17 protein-coding genes, 2 pseudogenes and 1 riboswitch are annotated in these 19,278 nt (G+C 71.3%); of the genes and pseudogenes, 5 read left to right on the top strand and 14 right to left on the bottom strand.

Annotated features, from left to right (window positions below):
- Positions 1 to 2 precede the first annotated feature (2 nt).
- A complete protein-coding gene (locus IH26_RS56645) occupies positions 3 to 1,115 on the top strand; it encodes an alpha/beta hydrolase (protein ID WP_157437658.1) in 1,113 nt (370 codons plus the stop codon).
- Here the strand turns inward: IH26_RS56645 and IH26_RS0142735 are convergent.
- The gene (locus IH26_RS0142735; RefSeq protein ID WP_030442020.1) at positions 1,112 to 1,510 is read right to left on the bottom strand and encodes a DUF1801 domain-containing protein; all 399 of its coding nucleotides are present in this window, start codon (positions 1,508 to 1,510) and stop codon (positions 1,112 to 1,114) included. The two genes, IH26_RS56645 and IH26_RS0142735, sit on opposite strands and share 4 nt — an antisense overlap.
- Before the next feature lie 58 nt (positions 1,511 to 1,568).
- Here IH26_RS0142735 and IH26_RS0142730 point away from each other — a divergent pair, with 58 nt between their 5' ends.
- Positions 1,569 to 2,423 carry a hypothetical protein gene (locus IH26_RS0142730; RefSeq protein WP_157437657.1) on the top strand — a complete coding sequence of 285 codons (855 nt, stop codon included), beginning with the start codon at positions 1,569 to 1,571 and terminating at the stop codon, positions 2,421 to 2,423.
- Here IH26_RS0142730 and IH26_RS0142725 read toward each other — a convergent pair.
- The 4 genes from IH26_RS0142725 to IH26_RS0142710 form a co-directional block, all read right to left on the bottom strand.
- Complete coding sequence (locus IH26_RS0142725) at positions 2,407 to 3,333, bottom strand: alpha/beta fold hydrolase (protein ID WP_030442018.1); 927 nt, start codon at positions 3,331 to 3,333, stop codon at positions 2,407 to 2,409. The genes IH26_RS0142730 and IH26_RS0142725 overlap by 17 nt on opposite strands.
- 128 nt (positions 3,334 to 3,461) lie before the next feature.
- Entirely contained in the window at positions 3,462 to 4,127 is a 666-nt protein-coding gene (locus IH26_RS0142720) for a response regulator (RefSeq protein ID WP_030442017.1), read from the bottom strand.
- A complete protein-coding gene (locus IH26_RS0142715; protein WP_051809542.1) occupies positions 4,124 to 5,545 on the bottom strand; it encodes a DUF4118 domain-containing protein in 1,422 nt (473 codons plus the stop codon). The genes IH26_RS0142720 and IH26_RS0142715 overlap by 4 nt, the downstream gene beginning before the upstream one ends.
- Complete coding sequence (locus IH26_RS0142710) at positions 5,545 to 8,034, bottom strand: DEAD/DEAH box helicase (protein ID WP_030442015.1); 2,490 nt, start codon at positions 8,032 to 8,034, stop codon at positions 5,545 to 5,547. The genes IH26_RS0142715 and IH26_RS0142710 overlap by 1 nt, the downstream gene beginning before the upstream one ends.
- A 69-nt stretch (positions 8,035 to 8,103) precedes the next feature.
- Between IH26_RS0142710 and IH26_RS0142705 the strand changes: the two genes are divergently transcribed.
- A complete protein-coding gene (locus IH26_RS0142705) occupies positions 8,104 to 8,814 on the top strand; it encodes a methyltransferase domain-containing protein (RefSeq protein ID WP_030442014.1) in 711 nt (236 codons plus the stop codon).
- A 228-nt stretch (positions 8,815 to 9,042) separates the two neighbouring features.
- On the opposite strand, the gene IH26_RS0142700 is transcribed toward IH26_RS0142705, so the two are convergent.
- From IH26_RS0142700 to mgrA, 6 genes and pseudogenes are all read right to left on the bottom strand, one after another.
- Positions 9,043 to 9,684: a nucleotidyl transferase AbiEii/AbiGii toxin family protein gene (locus tag IH26_RS0142700; protein WP_030442013.1), complete on the bottom strand. Its 642-nt coding sequence runs from the start codon at positions 9,682 to 9,684 to the stop codon at positions 9,043 to 9,045.
- A 112-nt stretch (positions 9,685 to 9,796) separates the two neighbouring features.
- Positions 9,797 to 10,138, bottom strand: coding sequence for a hypothetical protein (locus IH26_RS0142695; RefSeq protein ID WP_030442012.1), 342 nt, complete (start codon positions 10,136 to 10,138; stop codon positions 9,797 to 9,799).
- Between the two features lie 111 nt (positions 10,139 to 10,249).
- Positions 10,250 to 10,924: a class I SAM-dependent methyltransferase gene (locus tag IH26_RS0142690; protein WP_034217200.1), complete on the bottom strand. Its 675-nt coding sequence runs from the start codon at positions 10,922 to 10,924 to the stop codon at positions 10,250 to 10,252.
- Positions 10,925 to 10,941: 17 nt separating this feature from the next.
- Positions 10,942 to 11,394, bottom strand: a complete 453-nt coding sequence (locus IH26_RS0142685; protein WP_030442010.1) for a GNAT family N-acetyltransferase — start codon at positions 11,392 to 11,394, stop codon at positions 10,942 to 10,944.
- A gap of 86 nt (positions 11,395 to 11,480) precedes the next feature.
- Positions 11,481 to 11,642: pseudogene (locus IH26_RS63515) on the bottom strand (DNA polymerase beta superfamily protein); the annotation flags it as partial.
- Positions 11,643 to 11,648: 6 nt separating this feature from the next.
- Complete coding sequence (gene mgrA, locus IH26_RS0142675) at positions 11,649 to 12,644, bottom strand: L-glyceraldehyde 3-phosphate reductase (RefSeq protein ID WP_030442008.1); 996 nt, start codon at positions 12,642 to 12,644, stop codon at positions 11,649 to 11,651.
- A gap of 51 nt (positions 12,645 to 12,695) precedes the next feature.
- A riboswitch (glycine riboswitch) is annotated at positions 12,696 to 12,806 on the top strand.
- Positions 12,807 to 12,894: 88 nt separating this feature from the next.
- On the opposite strand from mgrA, the gene gcvP reads away from it, so the two are divergent.
- Complete coding sequence (gene gcvP / locus IH26_RS0142670; protein WP_030442007.1) at positions 12,895 to 15,699, top strand: aminomethyl-transferring glycine dehydrogenase; 2,805 nt, start codon at positions 12,895 to 12,897, stop codon at positions 15,697 to 15,699.
- A gap of 275 nt (positions 15,700 to 15,974) precedes the next feature.
- Here gcvP and IH26_RS0142665 read toward each other — a convergent pair whose 3' ends face one another.
- The gene (locus tag IH26_RS0142665; protein ID WP_030442006.1) at positions 15,975 to 16,175 is read right to left on the bottom strand and encodes a DUF5999 family protein; all 201 of its coding nucleotides are present in this window, start codon (positions 16,173 to 16,175) and stop codon (positions 15,975 to 15,977) included.
- 539 nt (positions 16,176 to 16,714) lie between these two features.
- Between IH26_RS0142665 and IH26_RS64330 the strand changes: the two are divergent.
- Positions 16,715 to 17,020: pseudogene (locus IH26_RS64330) on the top strand (chorismate-binding protein); the annotation flags it as partial.
- A 9-nt stretch (positions 17,021 to 17,029) separates the two neighbouring features.
- Here IH26_RS64330 and IH26_RS0142655 read toward each other — a convergent pair.
- A complete protein-coding gene (locus IH26_RS0142655) occupies positions 17,030 to 18,301 on the bottom strand; it encodes an MFS transporter (protein ID WP_051809540.1) in 1,272 nt (423 codons plus the stop codon).
- 295 nt (positions 18,302 to 18,596) lie between these two features.
- Positions 18,597 to 19,160 (bottom strand): dihydrofolate reductase family protein, encoded by a 564-nt coding sequence (locus IH26_RS0142650; RefSeq protein ID WP_030442003.1) that lies wholly within the window; start codon positions 19,158 to 19,160, stop codon positions 18,597 to 18,599.
- Positions 19,161 to 19,278: the final 118 nt, after the last annotated feature.

Here is a 19,278-nt window from a genome sequence, read left to right as displayed (position 1 = left end):
CCATGCATCGACTGGTCATCCGTTCCCGCCGTGCCCGGCTCGCCGCGGCCACGCTGTGCCTTGCCGTCGTGGCCGCGGCCGGCCTGGCGATCCATCAGACCGCCGAGGCCCGGACGACGCCCGCGGCGGACGCCGTGGTGGTCGCCGAATACGACCTGGGCGACAAGGTTTTCACCGACAAGCCCGACTGGCCGCAGGGCTTCTCGGAGATGCGGGCCGTCGTCCACTATCCCCGCCGCCTGCCGGCCGGAAAGATGCCGGTCGTCGTGCTCCTGCACGGCCAGCAGTACCCGTGCTACTCGGCGCGCGAACAGGACTGGGACTGGCCCTGCCCCGCGGGGGTAAGGCCGTACCCGAGCTATCGCGGCTACGACTACCTGGGCGACGCGCTGGCCCGCGACGGATATCTGGTCCTCTCGCTCAGCGCGAACGGCATCAACAACTTCATGGGGGTCGCACCGCAACGCGCCAAGGTGATCTACGACCACCTCGGCCTGTGGCGGCGGCTGCTGACCTCCGGCGGCGGCCCGCTGGCCGGGCGGTTCACCGATCCGGCGACGGGCCGGAAGGTCGCCGTCGATCTCCGCGGGCACGTCGACCTCGCCCGGGTCGGCCTGATGGGCCACTCGGTCGCCGGCGAGGGTGTCATGGTCGCGGCCGCCGACGGCTACCAGGGTGCGGTGCCGCCCGGCGTACGGATCCGGGGTGTGGTCAGCGTGGCTTCCCCGGGCAGCAGCGGCTTCTACCCGACGCTGGTGACCAGGATGCCGTTCGCCGTGCTCTCCCCGGATTGCTGGGGCTCCGGCGACCATCACTACTTCGAGGACGCCCGGGGCAGGACCCGGCAGCCCGCGTTCCTGGTGCGGATCGCCCGCGCCAACCACAACTACTTCAACACGGCCTGGACCACCGGGCCGGGGCAGAGCGGCGGGGACGACACGAACTGCCCCGGCACGCCGGACCGCCCCACCCCCGCCCAGCAGCAGAGCTTCGCCGTGACCTACCTGCGGGCGTTCTACGGTCTGGCGCTCAAGGGCGACCGGGCCGGCCTGCCCGTCCTGACCGGCGCCCGGCGGATCCCCGGAGTGGACACCGCGGTCGACACCCTGCCCTAAGACTGTTGCCGCTTGAGCTTGCGCCAGCCGCCCGCCTCGTTGTCGGCCGCGATCCGGCGCAGCATCGCGGTCAGCGCCTCGCGGGGAATCTCGTCCTGTTCCCGGAACGCCACGGTGCGAGCGGTCGTGTTGTCGTGGCCGCCGGTGATGATGCCGCTGGGGTCGGGGACGATGGCGCCGTCGTACAGGAAGAGGTTGAAGTGGTCTCTGGCGGCCAGGAACGCGCAGATGTTGCCGTGGTGGACGAAGTACGGCCGGACCGTGCGCTTGATGGTCTCGGTGACGTCCGGGACGGCGGCATGGATCAGGTCGCGCAGGTCCTGGGCGAGGCGCGCCTGCCAGCCCGGGAGAGTGGCCAGGTAGGCGTCGACGCCGGCGTGCCGTGAGTAGGTCATGTCAGTCCTGACCGCGACGGAGTGCGGAACTCATCGCCTACTCGACCGGGCGCCGTAATTGATCATCCGTCCGGGGGTACGGGAGTCGGCCGCTCGCCGGTACCGCCCGGCCCAGGCGGATCCGTACGGTCTGGTCATCCACCGCCGAAGGGAAGCCATGGCCAAGTGCCCGCAATGCGGTCTCGAGTGGGGGGGCGAGGAGGCGGCGGCGGACGCCTCGGCCGGGCGGCCGCGCACCACGGTCACGGACCCCGGTGGCTGCCTCCTCACCGTCCTGCTTCTCGCCGGCCTGGCGGTCGTGCTTCCCGGCGCCGTGTGGCTGGGGTCGCTGGCCGGGTTCGACCTGTGGCATTGGATGGTCACATACGGGACCAGCGTCACCACCGTCGCCCGCGTCATCCTGGTCTTCTCCCTGGCCGTGCTCCTGGTCGTCCTGGTGGTCCGGCGGCCGATCGGCCGGCACGGTGGGCCGAAGGTCGTCTGCCGCGACTGCGGATACCGGGCGCCGGCGGCTGCGGCTGGGGCGCCGACGGGCGTCCGGATCGGGCTCGGCGCGTTGTTGGTGGTGATTTTCGCGTGCCTCGGCCTGTGCTCTTTCGGCTATGGCCCGTTCTCGCCGGCGTCGGCTTCTGCCTGCGCCTTCAGCGCGAGTCTGGACAAGAGCTGCAAAAGCGATGACCACCAGGTGACCGTGCGGTCGCCGATCGGGGCGCCGAGTTGCCACTTCACCGAGACGGTCAGTTGGGGCGACGGCTCGAAGAAGACCAGCCTGACGCTCAAGGGCGACGCTGCCACGCCGGTCCGGCACACCTACGCCAAGCCGGGTACCTACCCGATCGTGGTCAGTTCGAAGACCACGGCGGGCGCCTGCAAGTTTCCCGCCGAGAGCTACACCTTCACGTACGCGCCCTGAGAGCCTGAGCGCGTGCGCCGACCAGGGCCGGCTCCTCGGGGGCGGCCAGCCAGGACAGGATGTCGGTCAGGATCTCCATGGCGCCGAAGTGGGCGGCGCCGGTCTGGACCTCGATCTCGGCGCGCGGGATGCGCTCGGCCAGCCAGCGGGTGTGGCTCACCGGGACCACGTTGTCGTCGGCGCCGTGCCACAGGCGCACCCGCTGGCGGATGTCGCCGAGCCGGAAACCCCAGTCGCGTCGCAGGGCGAGGGTGTCGTCGATCCAGCCGTACGGGCCGGGGCGCATGGCCTCCGCGTACGTCTCGAGCAGCAGCCGTTCGATCGTGACGTCCCGGACCACCCGGCGGTCGGGCGCGGTGATCTGATCGCGCAGCGAATCGAGCAGGCTGAGCGGACTGCGCCGGGTCCGATCGGCCTGCAGCCGCAGACTCTCGATCAGTTTCTGCTCGTCGCTGCGGGCGGCGGCGAACTCGCGCACGTTGGCGTCGTTCATCCCCGCGTACCAGTCGATGTCGTCGGCGTCGTTGGGCGCCAGGCTGACCAGCACCGCCGCCCGGGTCACCCGCTCGGGCAGCAGCGCGGCGGCGGCCATCGCGTGCGGCCCGCCGCCGGAGCGCCCGACCACGGCAAATCGCGGAATATCCAAAGAATCGGAAATGTCAGAAATGTCCGAGGCGCACGACGCGACCGAACGGCCGGGGTCACGATCCGATCCGCCGTAGCCGGGACGGTCATAACTGATCAGACGTACGCCTAATCGATAGAGGACGCCGGCGCGCGGCTTCGGCCCGATGCGGGAGCCGGGCGTGCCATGCAGGAGGAAGACGGGTGCGCCGTCGGGCGCCCCGGTCACCTCGTAGCGGAGAAGGCGGCCGTCGGCCGTCTTCACGTCCGAGTACGTCTGCGTCACTCGAATCTCCCCGCCCAGGTGGTAGGCACAGCCACGAGACAGGCTACTGACCCGCCGATCGCATCACCAGTATCGGCGTCACACTCCAGCCCGGTGTCGCGAATGACGAACACCCGACCGGGTGAGCGTCACGGTTGGTAGCGGTACCCCATCCCGGGCTCGGTCAGCAGGTGCCGCGGCCGGGTCGGGTCGTCCTCGAGCTTGCGCCGCAGCCGCGCCATGTATTGCCGCAGGTAGTTGGACTCGGTGCCGTACTGCGGCCCCCACACCTCGTGCAGCAGCTGCCGCTGGGTGATCAGTTTGCCGGGGTTGCGCAGCAGCTGTTCGAGCAGCTGCCACTCGGTCGGCGTCAGTCTCTGATCGGGGGTGATCGTGTGATCGCTCAGGTCGATCGTGTACCGGCCGACCTGAGCGGTCGCGATCGCCTCCGGCGGCTGCGCCCGCCGGGTGACCGCCCGGATCCGGGCCACCAACTCGTCCACCCCGAACGGTTTGGTCACGTAGTCGTCGGCGCCCGCGTCCAGCGCCGCGACCTTGTCGGTCCCCTCGGCCCGCCCGGACAGCACGATGATCGGCACGGTGCTCCAGCCGCGCAGCCCGCGGATCACCTCGGCGCCGTCCATGTCCGGCAGCCCGAGATCGAGCACGATCAGATCGGGCGGATGCGCGGCGGCGGTGTGCAGCGCGCCGGCGCCGTCGGCGGCGACGTCCACGTCGTACTTGCGGGCACGCAGATTGATCCGCAGCGCGCGCAGGATCTGCGGATCGTCGTCCACCACGAGAATCCGGGTCATTCAACCTCGAAACAATGTGCGGGTACGGGCGAAGCCCCCGCCCCGGGAAGCGCCAAGATCATGGTAAGCCCCCCGCCCGGCGTCGCGGCCGGCTCCAGCGTTCCGCCCATGGCCTCGGCGAGCCCGCGGGCGAGAGCGAGCCCGAGCCCGACCCCGTCGTGGGTGTTCCGGTCGCCGAGCCGCTGGAACGGCAGGAACACCTGCTCCCACTTGTCGGCCGGGATGCCCGGCCCGTGGTCGACCACCCGCAGCTCGACCCGCCGGCCGGCGGCCGCCCCGGTGATCTCCGGCGGCCGCCCGGCCGGGGAGTAGCGCAGCGCGTTGCCGAGCAGATTGACCAGCACCCGGTCGAGCAGCCCCGGGTCGGCGCGTACCGCGGGCAGGTCGTCGGGCAGCTTCACCGCGACGGTCCGCCCGGCCGCGCCCAGTTCGTCCAGCGCCCGCGGCACCACTTCTTCGAGGCCGACGTCGGCCGGGGTCATCCCGAGCGCCCCCGCCTGCAGCCGGCTCATGTCGAGCAGGTTCGCCACCAGCCCGGTCAGCCGGTCGAGCGACTCCTCGGCGGTGGCCAGCAGCTCGTCCCGGTCCTCGGGGCCGAACTCGACCTCGGGGCTGCGCAACCCGGCCACCGCGGCCTTGGCCGACGCGAGCGGCGTCCGCAGGTCATGGCTGACGGCGGCGAGCAGTGCGGCCCGTACCCGGTCGCCCTCGGCCGCCACCATGAGCCGTTGTTGCCGCAGGGCGACGGCGGATTGGGCGGCGAAGGCCCGCACGATCCGCTGGTCGGCGGGGCTGAGCTTGGGTCCTCGGAGAACGAGGGTGACCGACTGGTCGGCGGTCACGCGCAGTTCGTCGTCGCCGGATCCATCGCCGACGGTCGCGGCCGGCTGCCAGCCGGCGGCCGTTTGTTCCAGCAGGGTGACCGAACTCAGGCCGTAAGTGTCCCGGAGCTGCCGCAACAGCGCGTCCAGCGGGTCGGCCGCCCGCAGCACCGCCCCGGCGATCGTGGCCAGGGTGTGCGCCTCGGCCGCCGCCCGGTCCGCCTGCCGGGTGCGCCGGGCGGCCAGGTCGACCACCCAAGACACGGCCAGCGCCACCACCACGAACACCGTCACCGCGACCAGGTTGGACCGGGTGGCGATGGCGAGCGTGTGCAGCGGCGGCACGAAGAAGTAGTTGAGCAGCAGGAACCCGCCGACCGCCGCGACCAGCGCCGGCCACCGCCCGCCGACCAGAGCGACCCCGACGACCGCCGCCAGGAAGAGCGGGATGTCCCCGGTCAGCCCCAGCCCGGAGGCGTGCGCGACCAGCGCGAGCAGCGGAAAGCCGGCGACCGCGAGCCCGGACCCGACCAGCTGGCGTCGCCGGGACAGCCGCCCGCCCGCGCCCCCGGAACCGCGGCCTCCGGGTGCGGACATCAGCCGTGCGGGCCGACGGCCGTGACCGTCACCGCGGCCGCGCCCGCCTCGTCCGACGCCGCCAGGTCGACCGTCGCCGAGATGCCCCAGTCATGGTCGCCGTCCGGGTCCTCGAAGACCTGCCGGACCGTCCACACCGCCGGGCCCGCGTCGATGTGCAGGAACGCCGGCCCGCGCGCCGCCGGCCCGGTGCCGACCTCGTCGTACTCCTCGAAGTAGGGCGCCATCGCCTCCGCCCACGCCGTCCGGTCCCAGCCGGCCTCCGCGTCCAGCTCGCCGAGCTCGTCCCAGCGGCGCAGCGCGGCCAGCTCGACCCGGCGGAAGAGCGCGTTGCGGACCAGCACCCGGAACGCCCGCGCGTTGCGGGTGACCGCCGGCGGCTTGTCGTCGAGGCGTACCTCCTCGAGCGCGGCACCCGGGTTGCGCAGGCGTTCCCACTCGTCCAGCAGCGACGAGTCGACCTGCCGGACCAGCTCGCCGAGCCACTCGATCAGATCGGTGAGCTCCTCGGTCCGCGCGTCCTCCGGCACGGTCTGCCGCAACGCCCGGTACGCGTCTGCGAGATACCGCAGCACCAGGCCCTCCGAGCGGGACAGCCCGTAGAACGACACGTACTCGGTGAAGGTCATCGCCCGCTCGTACATGTCCCGTACGACCGACTTGGGTTTGATCTCGTAGTCGGCGACCCACGGGTGGCCTTGCCGGTACGTCTCATACGCGCCCTCGAGCAGCTCCAGCAGCGGGCGCGGGTGGGTGACGTCCTCCAGCAGCTCCATCCGCTGCTCGTACTCGATGCCCTCGGCCTTCATCGCGCCGACCGCCTCGCCGCGCGCCTTGGTGCGCTGCGCGGACAGCACCTGGCGCGGGTCCTCGAGGGTCGCCTCGATCACCGACACCACGTCGAGCGGATAGTCCGGCGCCTCCCGGTCGAGCAGCTCCAGGCAGGCCAGGGCGAAGGGGGAGAGGGCCTGGTTCAGCGCGAAGTCGAGCTGCAGATCCTCGACCAGCCGATAAACCCCGTCCTGGGTACGTTCGATCACGCCCCCGGCGACGAGGGCCCGGGCGATCGCGATCGCCCGGCGGATGTGCCGGCGCTGCGCGCCCGGTTCCTCGTGGTTGTCGGTGAGCAGGTGCCGCATCGCCGCGAACGGGTCCCCGCCGCGCGCGATCACATTCAGCAGCATCGCGTGCGACACCTGGAACGAGCTGGTCAGCGGCTCGGGGTCGGCGGCCACAAGCCGGTCGAAGGTGGGCTGGCCCCAGCCGATCGTGCCCTCCGGCGGCTTCTTGCGGACCACCTTGCGCCGCTTCTTCGGGTCGTCGCCGGCCTTCGCCAGGGCGCGCTCGTTGTCGATGACGTGCTCGGGCGCCTGCACGATGACCGTGCCGAGGGTGTCGAACCCGGCCCGGCCGGCCCGCCCGGCGATCTGGTGGAACTCGCGGGCCTTGAGCAGCCGGGTCTTCACCCCGTCGTACTTGGACAGGCCGGTGAACAGCACCGTGCGGATCGGCACGTTGATGCCGACGCCGAGCGTGTCCGTCCCGCAGATCACCTTGAGCAGCCCGGCCTGGGCGAGCGTCTCCACCAGCCGCCGGTACTTGGGGAGCATGCCGGCGTGGTGCACGCCGATCCCGTGCCGGACGAGCCGGGACAGCTGGCGGCCGAAGCCCGCGGTGAACCGGAAGTTGCCGATGGCCACGGCGATCGCGTCCTTCTCGGCGCGGGTGGCCATGTTGACGCTCATCAGGGCCTGCGCGCGCTCCAGGGCGGCGGCCTGGGTGAAGTGCACGATGTAGACCGGGGCCTGATGCGTCTGCAGCAGCTCCTCGATCGTCTCGTGCAGCGGCGTCATCGCGTACGAGAAGATCAGCGGAACCGGCCGCTCGGCGCTGGCCACGACGGCGGTCTCCCGCCCGGTGCGGCGGCTCAGGTCGTCGACGAAGCGGGTGGTGTCGCCCAGCGTGGCCGACATCAGCAGGAACTGGGCCTGCGGCAGCTCGATCAGCGGCACCTGCCAGGCCCAGCCGCGGTCGGGCTCGGCGTAGAAGTGGAACTCGTCCATCACCACCAGGCCGACGTCCGCGCCGTCGCCCTCGCGCAGTGCCAGGTTGGCGAGGATCTCGGCGGTGCAGCAGATGATCGGCGCGTCCGGGTTCACGCTGGCGTCGCCGGTGAGCATGCCGACGTTGTGCGCCCCGAAGGCGGCGCAGAGCGCGAAGAACTTCTCGCTGACCAGCGCCTTGATCGGCGCGGTGTAGAACGTCGTCCGCCCGCCGGCCAGCGCGATGAAGTGCGCGCCGGTGGCGACCAGGCTCTTGCCCGAGCCGGTCGGCGTGTTGAGGATGACGTTCGCCCCGGTGGCCAGCTCGATCAGCGCCTCCTCCTGGTGGGTGTAGAGGGCGAGGCCCTGCTCGGTGACCCACTTCTGGAAGGCGTCGAAGACCGCGTCCGGCTCCGCCGTTCCCGGCCGGCGATCCGTCAGCGTCATGGTGGTCAGTCCCTACTTTTCTCTCAAGATTTTCTTCATTTTCGCGTCGATCCCTGTAGCCTGCGCCACATGTCCACGATGATCGACGTCAAGCGGGTGGTGAACCGGCTCCTCGGCCGCGGCAAGGTGGTCGCCAAGACCACCGAGTCACGCGAGAAATGGGCCTCGGAGGCGCAGGAGGGCGAGTTCGCCTTCCACAAGACCAACAAATGGCGCCAGACCCCCGATTTCATGATCCAGACCGATCGGCTGTTGCGCCACTTCGGCTTCACCCCGGAACAGTACGCGGGCAAGGTCGTCGTGGATGTAGGGGCCGGGAGCATGTTGCGCACCCGCTTCTTCACCGACGCCCACCTGGTGGTGGTCGAGCCGCTCGCCGACCGGTTCATCGCCGAGATCCCCGGCTGCGACCTGAACAACGCCGCCGAGGTCTACTCTCTTCCGGCCGAGCAACTGGTCGAGCCGCTGGTCGGCCGCTCCGACCTGGTGATCAGCATCAACGTGCTGGACCACTGCTACGACTTCCCGCAGATCGTCGACAACATCCGGCAGTACCTCAAGCCGGACGGGCTGGCCTTCCTGACCTTCGACATGCACGACAAGGCCGACCACATGCACCCGCTGTCGCTGACCGAGAAGACCTGCAAGCCGATCTTCGACAACGCGAAGCTGCGCATCGAGAAGCTGACCACCGGCGTCGGCGACGCGCTGGACGGGGCTCAGACGTACGGTCATGGTCCGTTCACGCTGAACTACTGGCTGCGCCGCGCCGACGTCTGAGTTCGGGCGTGCTTGCTTTGCGCACTCCTACGCAGCTGCTGGCTGTGCCGGGCTGGCGTCTGAGTTCGGGTGCTTGCTTTGCGCACTCCTGCGCAGCTGCTGGCTGTGCCGGGCTGGCGTCTGAGCTCGGCCTCTTTGCTCTGCGCACATATGCGCACCGAAAGTGAACGTCCGTTCGAAATTGGTGCGTATGAGTGCGCAGAGCAAAGTCAGGAGTAGCGATGGGCGTCAGCGCCGGGGCCAGGCGGCGAGCCTGCCCCGCAACTCGGCTATCTGCGGCGCGTCCAGCCCATAGAGGGCGAACCGGGCATCGTCCAGGCGATCCAGGTAGCGCCCCGCGTCCGCCACGTCCTCCGGGTCGATCGCCGGATCGGCCCGCGAGGCCAGCTCGAGGATGTGCGCGAGCGGATAGATCTCGAGCGCGGCGGCGACGTCGATGTAGTCGCGGACCTCGCGCCGGTTCACCAGCGCGGCGACCTTGGTGGCGATCAGGTCGTCCAGGTGCATGACCGGCCCGAGGTCCATCACCACGGGCGCCCGCTGCCGGTCGAGGCGGCACAGCGTCAGCCGTAGCGCCTGCCCGCCCCGGCTGACCACGAACTCGCGCAGGTCCTCGTCCATCCCCGCGAAGAGCTCGTCGCCCTCCTCGCGGGCCACCCGGTAGCCGGCCGCGGTGAGCGCGGCGGTCACCTCGCCGGCCGCCGCGGCGACCCCGCCGGCCGTGTCGGTGAACAGGTCGACGTCCTCGGTCGGGCGCGCCACCAGGCCGTTGACCAGCCACGCGACCCCGCCGCCGAGGACGAAGCCGTGCTCGGCGGCGACCGTGAGCGCGACCTTGGCGACGTCGCGGTAGAACGTTTCGACGCTCACCGCACGACCTTGGCGACGTCGACGCTCACCGCGCGCCCTCGGCGACGTCGACGCTCACCGCGCGACCTCGGCGACGTCGACGCTCACCGCGCGCCCTCGGCGACGTCGACGCTCACCGCGCGTGTCGCAGGCGCGGGTGCCGGGCCTCCCAGGCGGCCCGCACGGCGCGGGGGAGATTCAAGACCGGCCACACGCGTACGAGGGTGGACCCGTCCAGATAGGCCCGCAGTTCGTCGACCCGGATGGCCTCGCGGAGCACGTTCTCGTACATCCAGGCGAGCATCGTCGGCTCGCCGAGATCGAAGGTCCCGCGCGGCCCCCACCACAGCCGCAGCGGCAGTTCCACCAGCCCGGTGGTAGGCCCGGCCAGCTCGCCCAGCGTCCCCGCCACCAGCACCGGCCGATGCGGCCGGGCAAGGTGGACGACCGGTGCGTCACGCGTCGGGGCGGGCATGTGATCAGCGTAAACCGACAACCCGCCCGAACCATAACGCCTAGGTTCCTAGGATGCTGTACGGGTCGTGCGCGGCGACACACGGGGCATGAGGCGGACGACCTCGACGGCCTACGCCTCGCCGCGTCGTAGCGAGGCGCAGAAGAAGCGCCAGCCCACCGTTTCGATGTCGACGTCCCAGCCGAGGGCGGTGAGGCGGGCCCGCAACTCGCCGGGGGCGTAGAGCACCTTGACGGCCCGGAAGGCCTGGCCGGTGGTGAGCGCGCGGCGCACTGCGGGGGCCGGCTGCCCGGGGGCCGCACGGTCCACGGCGGCCACCGCCGGCAATTCGTCGATCACGAAGACCCGGCCGGCCGGCGTCAGGCAGTCGGCGACCAGATCCCAGAAGGCGTCGAAGCGTTGCGGCGGGACGTGCGACAACCAGGCCGAGAAGAAGACGAAGTCGTAGCGTTCGCGCGGCCGCCACGCGAACAGGTCGGCCTCGACCAGCTGCACCGCGGCATCGGCGACGCGCCGGCGGCAGATCGCCAGGGCCTCCGGGGCGGCATCGACGGCGGTCACCGTGGTGGCGTGGCGGGCGAGTTCGACGGTCCATTGCCCGGTGCCGCAGGCCAGCTCCAGCACCCGGCCGTAGGGCGCGAACCGTTCCATGGCGGTCCGGAGCTGGGCACGGGCGTCCGCGTCGGCCCGGGCGTCGAGCGGGTAGGTGGCGTCGTACTCGGCGGCGCGGGTGCGGTAGTAGGCGATCTGCTCGGCCAGCAGGCCCTCCAGGTCGGTGTCCGGCATGGGCCCCAGCATGCCAGTCAGCGCGTGGTGGCTCGGCTGAGCAGCCGCCGGCCCTCGTCGACGAAGCCGAAGCGGCGGTAGATGGCGAACAGGTGCGAGACGTCCTGGCCGTTCGGGGCGATGACGATCTCCAGGTGGGCGGCGCCGATCCCGGTCGCCCAGGCGGCGCTGTCCTCGATCAGCTCGCCGGCCAGGCCGCGGCGGCGGTGGGCCGGAGCCACGTAGAGGTCCTCGAGCTCGGCGATCAGGCCGCTCTCCAGGCCGTAGGAGGACGTCGAGATCGCGAACGCCACGACCGTCCCGGACGACTCGATCACGGCCGCGTGGGCCGCCGGGCTCGCCAGGAGGTGGGCGAGGTGCTCGGCCAGCTTCGCGGTCGGCGTGGTGAAGCCGTCTTCGGCATAGAAGTCGACCGCCAGGGCGAGGAGCGCCGGGAGATCGGCCGGCTCGGCGACGCGCAGCCCGCTCATGTCGTTGCCAACCCCTGTTCCCGTACGCAATGAAGCAGTTGATCGATTCTGCCGTGCTTGCTCCCGGGAGAACTGCTCGGGGAGCGGCCGTCGAGGTGCGTGTGCGGCTTCGACAGGCCCGAGAACTGCCGGGTCGGGGCGGCGAACACGCCCCGGTGGTCGTGGTCGGAACCGGGCCCGTCGAGACCGTAGGCGCGGGAACCGGCCACGACCGCCAGGATCGTGTGCCGTTCGATCAGATCGGTCAAAGGAGGTCACAGGTCGAGGGCGGAGGCGTCGATCTCGCCCAGTTCCTCGGCGGTGAGCGCCAGGTTGTCCAGGGCGGCGACGTTGTTCTCCAGCTGGGCGACGCTGCTCGCGCCGATGATCAGGCTGGTCATCCGCTCGTCGCGCAGGGCCCAGGCCAGGGCCATCTGGGCCAGCGACTGGCCGCGGCGCTTGGCGATGTCGTCGAGCGCGTGGATGCGGCCCATGGTCTTGTTGTCCAGATCGCCCTCGTTGAGGAAGACGCTGGTGCGCACCCGCGAGTCGTCGGGGATGCCGCCGAGGTAGCGGTCGGTGAGCAGGCCCTGCTGCAGCGGGCTGAAGGCGATGCAGCCGGCGCCGGCCGACTCGAGCGCGTCGAGCAGGTTGTCGCGTTCGATCCAGCGGTTGAGGATCGAGTACGAGGGCTGGTGGATCAGCAGCGGGGTGCCCAGCTCGCGCAGGATCGTGGCGGCGCGGGCGGTCTGCTCGGCGGTGTAGTTGCTGATCCCGACGTAGAGGGCCTTGCCGGCGCGGACCACGGCGTCGAGCGCGGCCATGGTCTCCTCGAGCGGCGTGTCCGGGTCGGGCCGGTGGTGGTAGAAGATGTCGACGTAGTCCAGCCCGAGTCGGGTGAGCGACTGATCGAGGGAGCTGACCAGGTACTTGCGGGAGCCCCACTCGCCGTACGGGCCCTCCCACATGTAGTAGCCGGCCTTGGTGGAGATGACCAGTTCGTCCCGGTGCGCCTGGAGGTCGGTGGCGAGCAGCCGGCCGAAGTTGCTCTCCGCGCTGCCCGGCGGCGGCCCGTAGTTGTTGGCCAGGTCGAAGTGGGTGACGCCCAGGTCGAAGGCGCGGCGGACGATGTCGCGCTGCCGGTCGAGCGGGCGGCCGTCGCCGAAGTTGTGCCACAGGCCGAGCGAGATGGCGGGCAGTTTCAGGCCGGAGCGGCCGGCCCGCCGGTAGGTCATCGAGTCGTAGCGGTTGCCCGCGGGGGTGTAGGTCACAACCTCACCCTAGAGACCTCCGTTTGAAACGTTGTCACTGGTAGCTTGTTCGGCAGCCATGCGGGAGAGTCCGCCGGTCCCCGTTCCCCGACGGGGGCTGGGTGGCGCCGAAGGGGCAAATCCTCCCCGGAACCTCTCAGGCAAACGGACCGCGTGGGCAAGCGACTCTGAAGTGCTCGCCATTCCCGGGGCGGGTATGACAGAGGGGGAGGCCGCCTTGTCGACCTTCCGCCTCTGGCTTGGAGCCGCCATGACGTTCGCATCCCGGCATATCGGTCCGGATCCCGACGAGCAGACCCACATGCTCAAGACCATCGGGTACGCGTCGCTGGACGCCCTGATGGACGCCGCGATCCCGGAGGTGATCCGCTGGCACGGCACGCTGTCGCTGCCGCCGGCCGCCTCGGAGGAGGAGACGATCGCCGAGCTGCGGTCGATCGCGGCGAAGAACCAGGTGGCCACGCCGATGATCGGCCTGGGCTACCACGGCACCTTCACCCCGGCGGTGATCAAGCGGAACGTGCTGGAGAACCCGGCCTGGTACACCGCGTACACGCCGTACCAGCCGGAGATCAGCCAGGGCCGCCTGGAGGCGCTGCTCAACTTCCAGACCATGGTCACCGACCTCACCGGGCTCACCACGGCCAACGCCTCGATGCTGGACGAGGGCACGGCGGTGGCGGAGGCGATGACGCTCGCGCGGCGTTCTTCCAGGAGCAAATCTTCGGTGTACGTCGTGGACGCCGACACTCTGCCGCAGACGTTGTCCGTTTTGCGCACCCGGGCAGAACCGCTCGGCATCACGATCGCTCTGGTCGACCTCGACGGCGGCGAGTCCCTTCCGTCCGAATATTTCGGTCTTCATCTCTCCTATCCGGGTGTATCGGGCGCCGTGCGGGACCACTCGTCGTTCGTCGACGCCGCCCACGCAGTCGGGGCATTGGTGACCGTGGCCGCCGACCTGCTGGCGCTGACGCTGCTGCGGGCGCCGGGGGAGATCGGGGCGGACATCGCGGCCGGCACCACCCAGCGCTTCGGGGTGCCGCTCGGCTTCGGCGGCCCGCACGCCGGCTACCTCGCCGTGCGGGCCGGGCTCGAGCGGTCGCTGCCCGGGCGGCTGGTCGGCGTCTCCAAGGACGCGGACGGCGCGCCCGCCTACCGGCTCGCGCTGCAGACCCGGGAGCAGCACATCCGCCGGGAGAAGGCGACCAGCAACATCTGCACGGCGCAGGTGCTGCTCGCCGTGATGGCCAGCATGTACGCCGTGTATCACGGCCCGGACGGCCTTCGGGCCATTGCCAGACGCGTACACAACCATGCTTTGACCCTGGCGGGAAGCTTGCAGGCCGGTGGCGTCACCGTCGCCCACCAGGCGTTCTTCGACACGGTGACCGCGGTCGTGCCCGGCCGGGCCGCCGCGGTGGTCGCCGCGGCCGCCGAGGCGGGCATCGACCTGCGGCTGGTCTCCTCGGACGAGGTGTCGGTCGCCTGCGACGAGACCACCACCGAGGAGCACGTGGCCGCCGTCCTCGCCGCGTTCGGGGTCGCGGCCGGGCCGGCCGCCGAGTGCGGGGCCAAGCCGCTCGGGCGGACCAGCGACTTCCTCACCCACCCGGTGTTCCGCACCCACCACTCGGAGACGAGCATGCTGCGCTACCTGCGCAGGCTCGCCGACCGGGACTACGCGCTGGACCGGGGCATGATCCCGCTGGGCTCCTGCACGATGAAGCTGAACGCCACCACCGAGATGGAGCCGGTCACCTGGCCGGCGTTCGCGGACATCCACCCGTACGCCCCGGCGTCGCAGACGGTCGGCTACGAGCACCTGATCGCGCAGCTGGAGACGTGGCTGGCCGAGCTCACCGGGTACGACGCGGTGAGCGTGCAGCCGAACGCGGGGTCGCAGGGCGAGCTCGCGGGTCTGCTGGCGATCCGTGGGTACCACCGGTCGCGCGGGGACCTGCACCGGGACGTGTGCCTGATCCCGTCGAGCGCGCACGGGACGAATGCGGCAAGTGCCGTGATGGCCGGTATGCGGGTCGTGGTGGTCGCCTGCGACGCCATGGGAAATGTGGATCTCGCTGACCTGGACGCCAAGATCGCTGCGCACGCCGATTCGCTCGCGGCGATCATGGTGACCTATCCGTCGACGCACGGCGTCTACGAGACGTCGATCGGCGACCTCTGCGCCCGCGTCCACGCGGCCGGCGGCCAGGTCTACGTCGACGGCGCCAACCTGAACGCGCTGGTCGGGTTCGCCCGGCCGGGCAAGTTCGGCGCCGACGTGTCGCACCTGAACCTGCACAAGACGTTCTGCATCCCGCACGGCGGCGGCGGGCCCGGCGTCGGGCCGGTCGCGGTCCGCGCCCACCTGACCGAGTTCCTGCCGGGCAACCCGGGGCTGCCCGGTGACCACCACGCGGTGTCGGCGGCGCCGCACGGCTCGGCGGGCATCCTGCCGATCTCGTGGGCGTACCTGCGGATGATGGGCCCGGACGGCCTGGCGGCGGCGACCGGGGCGGCGGTGCTGGCGGCGAACTACGTGGCGGCCCGGCTGCGCGACCACTACCCGGTGCTCTACGCCGGCAACCACGGGCTGGTCGCCCACGAGTGCATCCTCGACCTGCGCCCGATCACCAAGGCGACCGGCGTGACGGTCGACGACGTGGCCAAGCGGCTGATCGACTACGGCTTCCACGCGCCGACGATGTCGTTCCCGGTGGCCGGCACGCTCATGGTGGAGCCGACCGAGAGCGAGGACCTGGCCGAGCTGGACCGCTTCTGCGCCGCGATGATCGCCATCAAGGGCGAGATCGACCAGGTGGCGGCGGGGGTGTGGCCGGTGTCGGACAACCCGCTGGCCAACGCGCCGCACACCGCCTCGGCGGTGACGGCGGAGGAGTGGACGCACCCGTACTCGCGGACGGTAGCGGCGTACCCGAAGGGGGTCGACCGTACGGCCAAGTACTGGCCACCGGTTCGCCGGATCGACGGGGCGTACGGCGACCGGAACCTGGTGTGCTCCTGCCCGCCGCCGGCGGCGTTCGAGGACTGACGTCCGGGTTTGCGCAGTTCAGCGACCACTCTCCAGGGATGCTCGAGGGTGGTCGCTCACCCTCTACCTGAGGTTGAGGGTGCCGCGCCGCTCTGTCGGGCCGGACGAGGGCGCGCGGCATCCGCGTCCGCCGCGAGTCGTCGTTGTTCGCGGCGGGCGGGGAGTCCTGGGAGTGGCAGGCTCGGCGTTGAGCTCTGGGGTCACGCCGTTACTGTCAGTAGCGGCGGTGGCTCGGTCGGGGCGGCGCCGATGCCGTCACGAAGGGGCTCGCCGGGTCAGGCCGCGAGGGCGTGCCGGGCGGGGCCGCGGTGGGGCTCGATCATCGTGCCGTCGGGGAGGATCTCACCGGTGTCCTCGAAGACGATCACGCCGTTGCAGAGGAGGCTCCAGCCTTGCTCGGGGAACGACGCGAGGATCCGCGCGGCTTCCCGGTCGACGGCTTCGGAGCTGGGACAGGGGGTTTGGTGCTGGCACATCGGGTGTCTCCGGTCGGGGGGCTGTGTGTGACGATTCACAACGACGGTGACGGACGTTACCTCAATCCGAACGACTTCGGTCGGAGCGGGTGACGGCGTCCCCTTGCCAGAATCCTCGGTTCATATGGTCCACGGAAGTGTGCTCGCCGACCACTACCCGACACCTGGACGGGTGCGGCCGCCGGGCGCTCCGGCGTCCTGCCAGGGCCGTCACCGTGCGTTAGCTTCCTTCGAATGGTTCGCTGTGACGGTGGCGACCCTGCCGAGCTTGTCGCCGATTTCCTCGCCGGTAACGGACTGTACGTGCGCAATATTGGCCGAACGGATGAGCAAGTTCGTCCGACCGGCGCTGGCCACCGGTGCGGCGCAGCACTGTATGTATCCGCCGCAGCCGGTTCCGTAATGGCCGGCGGCCCCGCTGCCACGCCCACTCCGGTTCCGGCGATTCCAGACGTCTACCCGGTCATCTACGAACATTCACGGCCCGATGGTGAGGGGTCCAACGGCCCGGGTGGTCCGCGCCGATCCGGAGGGAGATCGACCTCGCCGACCTGTTGCGGGCGGTCTGCCCGGGCGGCTCGGTCACCGGCGCGCCCGAGGCCGCCGCCCTCGAGGAGATCGCCCGCCTGGAGCCGGTCGGGCGTGGGGTGAGCATGGGCGCGGTCGGCTGGGTCGGGCCGGACCACATCGACCTGGGCCTGAGCATCCGCACGGTGGCCGTCGACGGCACCCACGCGCACACCTGGGCCGGCGGCGGCATCACCTGGGACAGCGACCCGACCGCCGAGGTCGAGGAGGCCGCCGCCAAGGCCGCCCCGATCCGAGCAGCCCTCGCCGGATCCTGACCTGCGTACCTAGACCGCGACCGCGGAGACGGGATGTGTCTCGTCGCCCTCGGCGGGCGCCGTCTCGGCGGCCGGTCGGGCGGTGCGACGCCAGGACGCCGCCACGAGTCCCACCCCGAGCGTGCCCGCCAATGCCGCACCGGCAACCACGACGGTCGGCGGCAGCACCTCGGCCGCCGCCCCGCCGGCGAACATGGCGAGACCCTGGACGGCCCACAGCCCCGACATCGCGACCCCGAAGGCGCGTGCCCGGTAGGCCGCCGGAACCGCCCGGCCGAACAGCGCGTTCAGCGGGATGCTGAACGCGCCGGCCAGGCCGCTGACGAAGAACAGCGCGACCACCACCGGCAGGGGCGGGCGAGCGGCGATGGGCAGCAGCACCGCGCAGGAGGACACGGCGAGCGGCACCATGAGGCGCTGCCGGAGCGCCGGCGGGCACGCCCGGGTCAGCAGCACGCCGCCGATCGCGACGCCGGCGGGCATCGCGGCGAGCAGGAGGCCCCCGGTGCGCGCACCGCCGCCGTACTCGGCGGCCAGCGGCGCGGTCACCCCCTCGGCGGCGTACACCAGGCAGGAGAGCCAGAACAGCAGAAGGTACGAGCGCAGCGTACGGTCGCCGAACACCACGCGTACGCCGGCGGTGGTCTCGCTCCACCAGGAGCCGGCGGGCTCCGCGGCCGTGGCCCGGGTCGCCGGGGCGGAGCCGCGCAGGCCCGTCGCGATCAGCGCGGCGGACACCAGGAAGGTCGCCGCGTCCATGGCCAGCACGGCCTGCGTCGAGCCGGCGGCCACCAGCAGGCCGCCGAGCGCGAAGCCGACCACCTGGGTGGTCTCGGCGACGATGTTCTCCAGGCCGTTGGCGAGGGTGTAGCGGTCGCCGTCCAGCAGATCCGGCATGAGGGAGGCGCGCGCGGATTGGAACGGCGGCCGGAAGAGGTTCGCCAGGAAGGCGACCAGCACCGTGAACAGGACCGGTGTGCCCGGGATGAGCATGATGAGCACCAGCCCGGCGCGGGCCAGGTCGCAGCTGAGCAGGACGCGCCGGCGCGGCATCCGGTCGGCGAAGACCGACAGCAGCGGGCCGCCGAAGATCCAGGTGGCGCACGAGCAGGCGAACGTCAGCGCGGCCAGCAGCGGCGACCCGGACCGGGCATAGACCGCGAAGGCCAGCGCCACGGCCGTCAACTGGTCGCCGATCAAGGACAGGAGGTTGGCGGCGAAGAGGTGGCGGTATTCGCGGAGCGCGAAGATCTCGCGGTAGGTGGCCCGCGGCTCGGACATGCGATTCTCCTGCAGAGAGAGCGGACACCACGCGACGGCGGCCCGCCCGGAGGCGGCCCGCCGTCGCGAACACGTGCTGTTCGGTGGTCCTCAGACCCAGCTACGACTACGCATGGGGATCCCTCCTTCGCGCGAGGTCGGTCGCCGGGCGGGGTACCCAGCGGCTTACCTCACTAAAGGTAAATAAAACCGCAATTGGTTTGTATCAGTCACCGGTACGGGCGTTGCTGTCGTTCGGGGCGACGCTCCGGCCGAGCGTCTCGAATGGGACGGACGGCCCCCTACGTCGCGGCCCTCAGACGGCGGGCGGGGCCACCGCGTACGTCAGATAGGCGAACTCGCCGCGGCGCTCCACGGCCGACAGGGAGAGGCGGGTGGACGGGAGGCGGCGGGGGAGCACCGGCGCGCCCGCACCCAGCGTCACCGGCGCCACGCCGAGGATCAGCTCGTCGAGCAGGCCGGCGTCGGCGAAGTCGGCGGCCAGGGCGCCCCCGCCGACGACCCAGAGGTTCCTGCCGGCGGCGGCCGCTGTCATGGCGGCGTGGACCGGGCGGACGTCGCCCCGGACGAAGTGGAGCGGCACGCCGGGGATGGCGGGCAGGTCGCGGTGGGTGAAGACCCAGGCGGGGACGTCGCCATACTCGGCGGTCCACTTCTCCGGGTGTTTCAGCAGGTCGTCGTGGTCGAGCACCCACTGGTACGTGGTGGCGCCCATCGCGAACGCGCCGACCTCGGCGAAGAACGCGGCGAACGGGTTCGACCCGTCGTCGGCGACCTCGAAGAGCCAGTCGAGTGAGTGGTGATCGTCGGCGATGAAGCCGTCGATCGTGGTGGCGGTGTAGTACTGCGTCTTCGGCACGGGACCCACCCTGCCACCGGGGTACGACATTTAGCTTTGATGTTGAGCCTTGAAGATCGATTCGGGGCTTCGTAGGGTGCGTCGGGTCGGGTCCTTCCGGTACGGCTCGGTATACGAC

The organism is Actinoplanes subtropicus (genome assembly GCF_000721705.1).
Classification (GTDB): domain Bacteria; phylum Actinomycetota; class Actinomycetes; order Mycobacteriales; family Micromonosporaceae; genus Actinoplanes; species Actinoplanes subtropicus.
This window is presented reverse-complemented; position numbering and strand designations above follow the sequence as displayed.